This window comes from Thermus sp. (assembly GCF_040290245.1).
Lineage (GTDB): Bacteria > Deinococcota > Deinococci > Deinococcales > Thermaceae > Thermus_A.
The window spans coordinates 1-6,768 of the sequence record NZ_PSMQ01000078.1 but is presented as its reverse complement, the minus strand read 5'-3'; the positions used below and the strand labels follow the sequence as shown (position 1 = coordinate 6,768).

8 protein-coding genes are annotated in these 6,768 nt (G+C 64.4%); all 8 read left to right on the top strand.

What is annotated here, in order from left to right:
• Positions 1-21: 21 nt before the first annotated feature.
• The 8 genes from argC (at position 22) to rapZ (ending at position 6,583) form a co-directional block, all read left to right on the top strand.
• Positions 22-1,059 (top strand): N-acetyl-gamma-glutamyl-phosphate reductase, encoded by a 1,038-nt coding sequence (argC, locus tag C4301_RS08995; protein ID WP_352414748.1) that lies wholly within the window; start codon positions 22-24, stop codon positions 1,057-1,059.
• A 9-nt stretch (positions 1,060-1,068) separates the two neighbouring features.
• Positions 1,069-1,878, top strand: a complete 810-nt coding sequence (locus tag C4301_RS08990) for a [LysW]-aminoadipate kinase (protein ID WP_352414747.1) — start codon at positions 1,069-1,071, stop codon at positions 1,876-1,878.
• A 4-nt stretch (positions 1,879-1,882) separates the two neighbouring features.
• Positions 1,883-3,421, top strand: coding sequence for a 1,4-alpha-glucan branching protein (locus tag C4301_RS08985; RefSeq protein ID WP_352414746.1), 1,539 nt, complete (start codon positions 1,883-1,885; stop codon positions 3,419-3,421).
• 67 nt (positions 3,422-3,488) lie between these two features.
• On the top strand, positions 3,489-4,361 hold the full coding sequence (locus C4301_RS08980; RefSeq protein WP_352414745.1) for an SPFH domain-containing protein: 873 nt from the start codon (positions 3,489-3,491) through the stop codon (positions 4,359-4,361).
• Entirely contained in the window at positions 4,358-4,531 is a 174-nt protein-coding gene (locus C4301_RS09980; RefSeq protein ID WP_503012421.1) for a type II toxin-antitoxin system antitoxin, read from the top strand. Before C4301_RS08980 ends, C4301_RS09980 begins: the two co-directional genes overlap by 4 nt.
• Positions 4,509-5,315, top strand: coding sequence for a CPBP family intramembrane glutamic endopeptidase (locus C4301_RS08975; protein WP_352414744.1), 807 nt, complete (start codon positions 4,509-4,511; stop codon positions 5,313-5,315). Before C4301_RS09980 ends, C4301_RS08975 begins: the two co-directional genes overlap by 23 nt.
• Before the next feature lie 86 nt (positions 5,316-5,401).
• On the top strand, positions 5,402-5,728 hold the full coding sequence (locus C4301_RS08970) for a hypothetical protein (RefSeq protein WP_352414743.1): 327 nt from the start codon (positions 5,402-5,404) through the stop codon (positions 5,726-5,728).
• A 36-nt stretch (positions 5,729-5,764) separates the two neighbouring features.
• On the top strand, positions 5,765-6,583 hold the full coding sequence (rapZ, locus tag C4301_RS08965; protein WP_352414742.1) for an RNase adapter RapZ: 819 nt from the start codon (positions 5,765-5,767) through the stop codon (positions 6,581-6,583).
• Positions 6,584-6,768 lie beyond the last annotated feature (185 nt).

Genomic DNA, 6,768 nt, shown 5'->3' with positions numbered 1-6,768 from the left:
GCTACGCCTGGGAGGGGGGCCGTGGGTAGGAGGAGGGTAGCCATCGTGGGGGGCTCGGGGTATGCGGGCGGGGAGTTTTTGCGCCTGGCCCTGGGCCACCCCTACCTCGAGGTCACCCAGGTCACCAGCCGCCGCTTCGCGGGGGAGTTCGTCCACCTGGTCCACCCAAACCTACGGGGTCGGACCAGCCTCAAGTTCATCCCCCCAGAAAAGCTCGAGCCCACAGAGATCCTGGTCCTGGCCCTGCCCCACGGGGCCTTCCTCGAGGCCTATGAGCGGTACATCGGCCTGGGGGAGGTCATTTTGGACCTCTCCGCGGACTTTCGCCTGAAGGACCCCGCCCTGTACGAGAAGTACTACGGCCGGCCCCACCCCTTTCCGGAGGAGCTTCCCAAATGGGTCTATGCGGTGCCCGAGCTTTACCGGGAAAAGATCCGCGAAAGCAACCGCCTGGCCGGCGCCGGGTGCAACGCCACCGCTACCCTCCTTGCCCTTTACCCCCTTTTCAAAGCGGGCCTCCTTCAGCCCAAGCCAGTCCTTGCCACCCTCCTCATCTCCACCTCCGCCGCCGGGGCAGAGGCGAACCCGGGAAGCCACCATCCGGAACGGGCGGGCTCGTACCGGGTCTACAAGGCCACGGGGCACCGGCACACCGCGGAGGTGGTGGAAAACCTTCCCGGCCGGCCCGAGGTCCACCTCACGGCCATCGCCACCGACCGGGTGCGGGGCATCCTCATGACCGCCCAGGCCTTTCTCTTGGACGGCTGGAGCGAGCGGGACGTCTGGCAGGCCTACCGGGAGGCCTACGCCCAGGAGCCCTTCGTCCGCCTCGTCAAGCAGAAAAAGGGCCTCTTCCGCTACCCCGACCCCAAGGTGGTGGAGGGGACGAACTTCATCGACATCGGCTTTGAACTCGAGGCCGAAACCGGGCGCCTGGTGGTCCTCTCCGCCCTGGACAACCTGGTCAAGGGCACGGCGGGCCACGCCCTCCAAGCCCTGAACATCCGCATGGGCTGGCCCGAGACCCTGGGCCTGGACTTCCCCGGACTCCACCCCTAAGGAGGGCCCATGATCGTGGTGAAGGTAGGCGGCGCGGAAGGGATCGACTACGAAAAGGTGGCCGAGGACGCGGCCTCCTTGTGGAAGGAAGGGGTCCGGCTCATCCTGCTCCACGGGGGCAGCGCGGAGATGGGCCGCATCGCCGAGGCCCTGGGCCACCCCCCCCGGTTTCTCACCCACCCGGGCGGGCTGCAGAGCCGGCTTACCGACCGGAAGACCCTGGAGATCTTCGAAATGGTCTACTGCGGCCTGGTGAACAAACGGCTTGTGGAGCTGCTCCAACGCCACGGGGCCAACGCGGTGGGCCTTTCCGGCCTGGACGGCAGGCTTCTGGTCGGCCGGCGCAAGGCCGCGGTGAAGTACGTGGAAGACGGAAAAGTGAAGATCCACCGGGGGGATTACACGGGCTCGGTGGAGGTGGTCAACACCGGCCTCCTGCACCTTCTCCTGGAGGCGGGCTACCTTCCCGTCCTCACCCCCCCCGCCTTAAGCTACGAGAACGAGGCCATCAACACCGACGGGGACACCGCCGCGGCCAAGGTGGCCCTGGCCATGGGGGCTGAGGTCCTGATCTTTCTCTCCAATGTGCCGGGCCTTTTGGCCAACTACCCGGACGAGTCCAGCCTGGTGCGGGAAATCCCCGCGGAGAGGGTGGACGCCCCCGAGTACATGGCCCTGGCCCAGGGCCGGATGAAGAAGAAGGTCCTAGGAGCGGTGGAGGCGGTTAAGGGGGGAATCAAGCGGGTGGTCTTCGCGGACGGACGGGTGAGAAACCCCATCCGGCGCGCCCTGGCCGGGGAAGGAACCGTGGTACGCTAAGGGTGTGAAGTTTGCCCTGGTTCTGCACGCCCACCTGCCCTATGTCCGGGGGCATGGGAGCTGGCCCTTCGGGGAGGAGACCCTTTTTGAGGTCATGGCGGAGACCTACCTCCCCCTCCTTCGGATGCTCGAGGCCCTGGCCCAGGACGGAATCCAGGCCCCCTTCACCTTAGGGATCACCCCCATCCTTTCGGAGCAGCTCGCAGACGAAAGGATCAAGGCGGGCTTTCGCACCTATGCCCAGGACCGCCTAAGCCGGGCGGAAGGCGATCTCATTCGCTACCAAGGGACGGAACTCGAGGAAAGCGCCCGGTACCAGGTGCGGTTCTGGGAGACCACCCTCAAGCAGTACGAGGCCCTAAGCGGCGAGCTTTTGAAGGCCTTCCGCCAAAGGGAAGAAGAGGGGCTTTTGGAGCTCATCACCAGCAACGCCACCCACGGCTACTCTCCCCTTTTGGGCTACGACGAAGCCCTCTGGGCCCAGGTCAAGACCGGCCTCCAGACCCACCGCCGCCACTTCAAGAAGGACCCCACGGGGTACTGGTTGCCCGAGATGGCCTACCGCCCCAAAGGCCCCTGGACCCCGCCGGTGGAAGGGGGCCGGGCCGGGCTCAGGCCAGGGGTGGACGAGGTCCTGATGAGGGCGGGCCTCCGGTACACCTTCTTGGACGCGCACCTTCTGGACCGGAGCCTCCCCGTCCTTTCCCCCTACGGCCCCTGGCCCGAAAAGGCTCCCTCGGGGCATTACCGCGTCTACGAGCTCCCTTCTGGCCTCCGGGTCTTCTTCCGCGACCCCAAAACCGCCCTCCAGGTCTGGAGCGCGGACTACGGCTACCCGGGGGACGGGGTTTACCGGGAGTTCCACCGCAAGGACCCCGTCTCCGGCCTCCACCACCACCGGGTTACGGACAGGAGGCTGGACCTGGCCCAAAAGGCCCCCTACGACCCCGAGGCGGCCTTCGCACGGGTGGGGGTCCACGCGGAGCACTTCGCCACTTTGGTGGAAGGGATCGCCCAAGCCCACCCCGAGGGGGTCTTGGCCGCCTGCTACGATGCGGAGCTCTTCGGCCACTGGTGGCACGAAGGGGTAGCCTGGCTCGAGGCCGTCCTAAGGCGGCTTTCCCGCTCCAAGGTCCGCCCCGTGCGGGCGAAGGAAGCCGTCCAGGCTGAGGCGGTGCGGGTGGAGCTCCCCGAGGGTTCCTGGGGCCGGGGCGGCACCCACGAGGTCTGGTTGAACGAAAAGACGCTGGACTACTGGAGGACCGTCTACCGGGCGGAGGCGGCCATGCTCGAGGCGGTCCAAAGGCTCAAGGATGAAAGGCGGCTGCGGCAGATGATGCGGGAGCTCCTCCTTTTGGAATCCTCCGACTGGCCCTTTCTCATCGACACGGGCCAGGCGGAAGAATACGCCAAGGAGCGGTACCAAGGTCATGCGGACCGGTTCTTCCGGCTGCTCAATGGGGTTTCTTCGGAGGAGCTAAAGGCCCTCGAGGCCCTGGACAACCCCTTCCCCGAGGCGGATTTCCGCCTCTATTTGGCCTGAAACCCCGGCCATAGGCCCAGTTGTGGCTTTGGTTTCGTTATGATATCATTATGATAGGAGGTAGGGGATGGACACCCTTCGCGAGCGAAACGCTTGGCACGTGAACGGCTTTCTGGCTCTGGCGGTCGCTTTGGCGCTTTTAGCCTGGGCGGCTTATGGTTTACGCACGCTGATCCACACCGATGGAGCACAGGGTCTATGGTCCTTCCTTCCCGGGATGGCCCTTTTTGCCCTCATGCTGCCCGGGTTCTTCACCGTCCAGCCCAACGAGGCTCGGGTTTTGGTCTTTCTGGGCCGGTATACGGGGAGCATTAGAAAGGAAGGGTTCCACTTTGCCAATCCGCTTGCCGAGAAAAAGCGCGTCTCCCTCAAGATCCATAACTTCACTTCTGACAAGCTTAAGGTGAACGATGCTATGGCAAACCCCATCGAGATCGCAGCGGTGGTGGTCTTTCGGGTGGTGGACTCCGCCCAGGCCCTCTTCGCGGTGGAGGACTACAAAAGCTTTGTGGCCATCCAAGCGGAAACCGCTCTACGAGCCCTGGCCAGCCGTTACCCTTACGATGCCCCTGAGGGTGAGCGCTCGTTAAGAGAAAGCCCGGAGGAGATGGCAGAAGAGCTAAAGCGAGAGGTCCAGGCCCGCCTGGAGGTGGCGGGGGTAGAGGTCCTGGAAGCCCGCCTTACCCATCTGGCCTACGCCCCAGAGGTGGCCCAGGCCATGCTTCGCCGCCAACAGGCCAAGGCAGTGGTGGCCGCGCGTCGCCTTATTGTGGAAGGGGCAGTGGGCATGGTTAAGGAGGCGCTAAAGATGCTGAAAAGCGAAGGGGTGGTGGAGCTGGATGAAGAGAGAAAAGCCGCCATGGTGAACAACCTCTTGGTGGCCCTCGTGGCGGAAAGGGAAGCCCAGCCCGTTCTGAATACGGGCACCCTGTATGCCTGAAAAAAAAGTTTCTACTGCGCCTGGACCCAAGGCTTTATGCTGTTTTGGAGAAATGGGCCCAGGACGAACTTCGGAGTGTAAATGCCCAAATAGAGTTTCTCTTAAAAGAGGCGGCTAAACGGGCGGGCCGATGGAGGGATAAGGAGGATGGGTCAGAAAAAAACCCCTAGTCTAGGACGGGTCCTTCTCTGGACCTATGGCTTCTCTTTTGGGCTTTTCGGGCTCTACCTCCTCCTGGGCGGCAGGCTGGACTCCCCAGGCTTCGCCCTTTTCGCCCTGCTGTACATGTGGGTTCCGGGCCTGGTGGCCCTCCGTTTCGCAAGCCAGGAGGGCCTCAGGCTTCCTTTGGCCCTCAGGCCTAACCGGTACTGGCTTTTCGCCTGGCTTTTCCCGGTGGGGCTCACCCTCCTTTCCGTACCCCTTTCCCTCCCCTTTGGCAGGTGGCAGGGGCTTAAGGGGCTTCAGGAAGCCATCCCGAACCTTCAACCCCTCCCCGAACCCCTCCTTTGGAGCCTCCTCCTCCTGGGCCTCTTGGCGGGGGCCACGGTCAACCTCCTGGCTGCCCTGGGCGAAGAGCTCATGTGGCGGGGTTATCTCTGGGAAAAGCTTAAGGCGCAGGGCTTCTGGCCCGCCTCTTTGGAGATCGGCCTCTACTGGGGCTTTTGGCACGCCCCCCTAATCCTTATGGGCTACAACTACCCTCAGCACCCCCTTTTGGGGGCGGGAATGATGACCCTCTTCAGCATCCTCCTCACCCCGGCCCTCCTTTATGTGAGGGAGAAGGGGGGCTCCATCCTAGGGGCGGCGCTGCTTCACGGTACGCTCAACGCGGTGGCCGGGCTTTCCGTCCTGGCGGTGGAAAGGACGAACGATTTACTCGTGGGGGTCCTGGGCCTTCCTGGCCTATTTCTCTTGGCTGCCTTCAACCTGTACCTGAGGCGGCGGGGGTTTTGAGGTATACTTCAGTTGAGGGAGGCAGAATGAGGGGCTTGGCCTGGGCGACAGTGCTCCTGGGGTTGGCGTGGGGTCAGGTGGCGGGGTTGACCTTTAAGCCTGCCAACGCTCTGGATCTGGACCCGGGCGTACGCTTGCCCGCGGGAACGCAAAAAGTTTCCGGGAAAGGTTTGGAGGCCTTCTTGCCCCTTCTAAAAACCCCCAAGAAGACCGCCTACTTCCTCCCCGCCAGGGGTCCTTCGCGGAATGTGGCGGTCTTAAACTTTCTCCAGAGCTTCCTTTCCGCCGGGTACCATCTGATCGTGAACCAACCTGAGGAGAAGGTGGTGCAAAACCCACGTCGGGCGCTTTACCTGCGCGTTGTCCTTCTGGAGGAAGGGGTGCTCTTCCTCGTGGGCGAGGGGCCTGGTTAGGGCGAGCCCACCCCCCGTTTCGGTAAGCTCTAGGGCATGAGGTTTCTAGTCCTTTCCGGGCTTTCCGGAGCGGGAAAAACCACGGCGAGAAACGCCCTCGAGGACCTGGGGTATTTCATGGTGGACAACCTACCGCCCGTCCTCTGGCCGGGCCTGGTTCAGGCCCTGGAAGCAAGGGGGCTGGAAAAGGCAGGGGTGGTGGTGGACGTCCGCACCCTCCCCTTTTTCGAGGGTTTGGAGAACGCCCTTGATACCTTGAGGCCCGGGGTGATCTTCCTCGAGGCCCGACCCGAGGTTCTCCTCCGGCGCTACAACCTCACCCGGCGCCTCCACCCCCTGGGCGCGGGCAACCTGATGCGGGAGATCGGCGAGGAACGGAAGGCCCTCGCCCCTTTGCGGGAGCGGGCGGACCTGGTGCTGGACACCTCCGACCTCCCCCCTAGGGCGCTCATGGAAGCGCTGGCCCAGTTTTTGGAGGAAGCACGGGGCTTCCTCCTCCGGCTCATCTCCTTCGGATTCAAATGGGGGCCGCCGCAGGAGGCCGACCTGGTGCTGGACGTCCGCCCCCTGCCCAACCCCCACTACGACCCCCTTTTAAAACCCAGGACCGGCCTGGACCCAGAGGTCCAAGCCTACGTCTTCCGGGAGGAGACCGAGCCCTATTACCGGGCCCTCCTCACCACCTTGGGCCTGGCGGCGGAAGGGGCGAAGCGGGAGGGGCGGCTGGCCTACACCGCGGCCATTGGGTGCACCGGGGGGAAACACCGGAGCGTGGCCGTGGTAGAAAGGCTGGCGGAGGAGCTCTCCGCCCGCTTCCAGGTGGAGGTGACGCACCGCGATGTGGAAAAGGAGTAAGGCCTGGCGCTGGCTGATCCCCGGGATGCGGGTCAAGCGGTACGCCTTTCTCGCCTTCCTTGGGGCCCTTCTCGCCGCCTGGGGGCTTTCCCCCCTCTTCCCCCCACCCCCCTGGCCACGAGCAGGACCAGGTCCGACCTGAGCTCCAGCACGGAGCCCGCCAGCACGGCCAGGATCTTCTCCTC

Excerpts from the sequence above, each read along its gene's own strand:
- C4301_RS08990 (WP_352414747.1), top strand. The coding sequence starts at position 1,069 with ATGATCGTGGTGAAGGTAGGCGGCGCGGAAGGGATCGACTACGAAAAG.
- C4301_RS08975 (WP_352414744.1), top strand. The coding sequence starts at position 4,509 with ATGGGTCAGAAAAAAACCCCTAGTCTAGGACGGGTCCTTCTCTGGACC.
- C4301_RS08980 (WP_352414745.1), top strand. The coding sequence starts at position 3,489 with ATGGACACCCTTCGCGAGCGAAACGCTTGGCACGTGAACGGCTTTCTG.
- rapZ (WP_352414742.1), top strand. The coding sequence starts at position 5,765 with ATGAGGTTTCTAGTCCTTTCCGGGCTTTCCGGAGCGGGAAAAACCACG.